The 2,083-nt window shown below is 58.1% G+C and carries 2 protein-coding genes; both read left to right on the top strand.

Features of this window, described 5'->3' with window-relative positions:
* On the top strand, positions 1-539 hold a 539-nt coding region (locus MJ783_RS20460), incomplete at its 5' end, for an SPASM domain-containing protein (protein ID WP_239312803.1).
* Positions 540-1,115: 576 nt separating this feature from the next.
* Positions 1,116-2,063: a 50S ribosomal protein L11 methyltransferase gene (locus MJ783_RS20455; RefSeq protein ID WP_239312809.1), complete on the top strand. Its 948-nt coding sequence runs from the start codon at positions 1,116-1,118 to the stop codon at positions 2,061-2,063.
* The last annotated feature ends 20 nt before the right edge of the window (positions 2,064-2,083 follow it).

The raw sequence follows: 2,083 nt of genomic DNA, 5'->3' as shown, positions 1-2,083 counted from the left end.
AGCACGTTGCCGAAATGGAGTTCCCCTATCCCGAATGGGCCGAGATGATGGTAGCGTTGACAAAAGCAAAGATGGGCGGCGATCTCCCCTATCTTGCACTTTCCGTTCCAGCGCCGTGGGAGTTCTATCTCCCACTCATAGACGCTGGGGTCGACATCGCCGAGGCCGAGGCAGCATGGGGCTACCAAGCGCCTCTTCGGGAGCCGGTGTATCTCGCTACTGGTTCGCTTGGGGACCCCAGCGGAATTATTGATCTTAATGTAGTGGCAAATGGGGATGTCTTCCCGGTCACGCTCATGAGCCGCGATCGTTCGGCGCTCTGCGGAAATATAATGGACCGGCCTCTTGCCGACATCTGGCGATACTCAGAACCGCTCGGGCGCCTCCGCGAGTTGACCCTGAAAGATCTCTGCGAAGACTGCCGCGCCTGCGGGATAGTCACAATATGTGGAGGAGGTTCGCGGGCACGCGCTCTCACCCGAACAGGCCGTATCGATGGGCCAGACACTGCCTGCCCGCGAATAGGCCGCGCCGAATGAGTAGTCTTTGGGAGGATATCGATGCTGACATTCGCCGACGGAGGTCTCGCCGTCCGAGTACTAGTCCACCAGACAGGCGAATGCGAGATTCGTTTTGACGGTAGAATTCTTGTGGGAAACTTGGACCTGACCGCGCTCGTATCGTATTTAGACCACGATCCGGACGGAAGCCGAAGCGACAGTTTCGCCACTTTTTTGGGCCTCTCAGGGAAGGATTTCGTCAGCAGGGCGAAATCTGTCCTCCTGAGTATGCGCGATGTCGGGATACCGATTTCTGTATGGGGAAGATGGGCTCAACATATCTGCTCAGAGTAATACTCCGCACAGGCATGCCGTAGCTATCCTCTCTAGACTGGTCTTTCGCACATGGGATTTCGATGCTCCGGCCGACGTTATTTTCGATCATGATGACGGACTCTCGTCGATAATCCGCACCCACCGTGACCGGTCGCACCGAGTTTTGCCAGAAAGTGCCCTCCAGGCACCAACAAGGCGAACAGCGGACAAATAAAAAATCACACCATCCGCCCACCGAATACACGTGCGGAAGACGAGCCTAGAAAAGGCGTGACAACGATGGGAATTGCCACCGACTACAGCCAGCTCCGCCCACATCGCTCAATGCTACGGGACACCTCACGCACGTTCGCATTCGCGCGGGCTCTACACCACGCCGTCACCTCAGAGTCGATCGTTCTCGATATGGGCACGGGTACGGGGATTTTGGCCATGATCGCTGCGCGCCTCGGAGCGGCGAAGGTGATCGCTGTGGAACGCACGAGGATGGCCGACATCGCCCGGCGGCTCGTACTTGATAATCGCCTTGACACGACCATCGACGTCATCTTCGCGGACGCTGCGGAGATTGAGCTGGATGGGAAGGTCGACGTTCTCGTCAGTGAGTGGCTCGGCGGCATTGCCATCGATGAAAATCTTCTGAGCCCCCTCCTCGCGGTCCGCGATAAGTGGCTCAAACCCGGCGGTACGCTGATTCCAGCCGCGATCACATCATGGCTTGCGCCGACATTCGATCCGTATCTCGCGGACGAGTTCGACTTCTTCACATCGCGAACCTACGGTATCAACCTTGATCTTATCCGCGACATGTCGGCAAACGAGCTGTACTACGGCCGTCATCATTTAGGTTCCGACACTGTACTGAGTCCCGCCCAAGAGATGTGGAGTCTTGATCTCGCGACGTTGCGGGCGCCAGACACCGACCGTGGATATGCGGCATCGTGTGACTTCGTCTTCGAGGCCGATGCGGTGGCAAATGGCCTCATGATGTGGTTCTCAGCAGTCCTCACCCCCAACGTTTCGCTGTCCTGTGCGCCCGACAGCGAAACGTGCTGGGGGCGCACTGTAGCGCCGTTTACGACCGCTATTGCCTTACGCGCGGGTGATACACTCTCTGTCGATATGGAGGTCGAGCCAGCCGGGCCGGGGTGGGTCTACACGCGGTGGTCCTACGCGGTCAACGGAGTTTCCCGGGGCGCGGGTGACAACCACAAGGCGCTGATTTGACCTCGCTTGGAACCTCCCTA

This window comes from Protofrankia sp. Cj3 (assembly GCF_917627355.1).
GTDB lineage: Bacteria > Actinomycetota > Actinomycetes > Frankiales > Frankiaceae > Protofrankia.
Note: the sequence above shows the minus strand (reverse complement) of the source record. Positions and strands in the feature narration are given on the sequence as shown.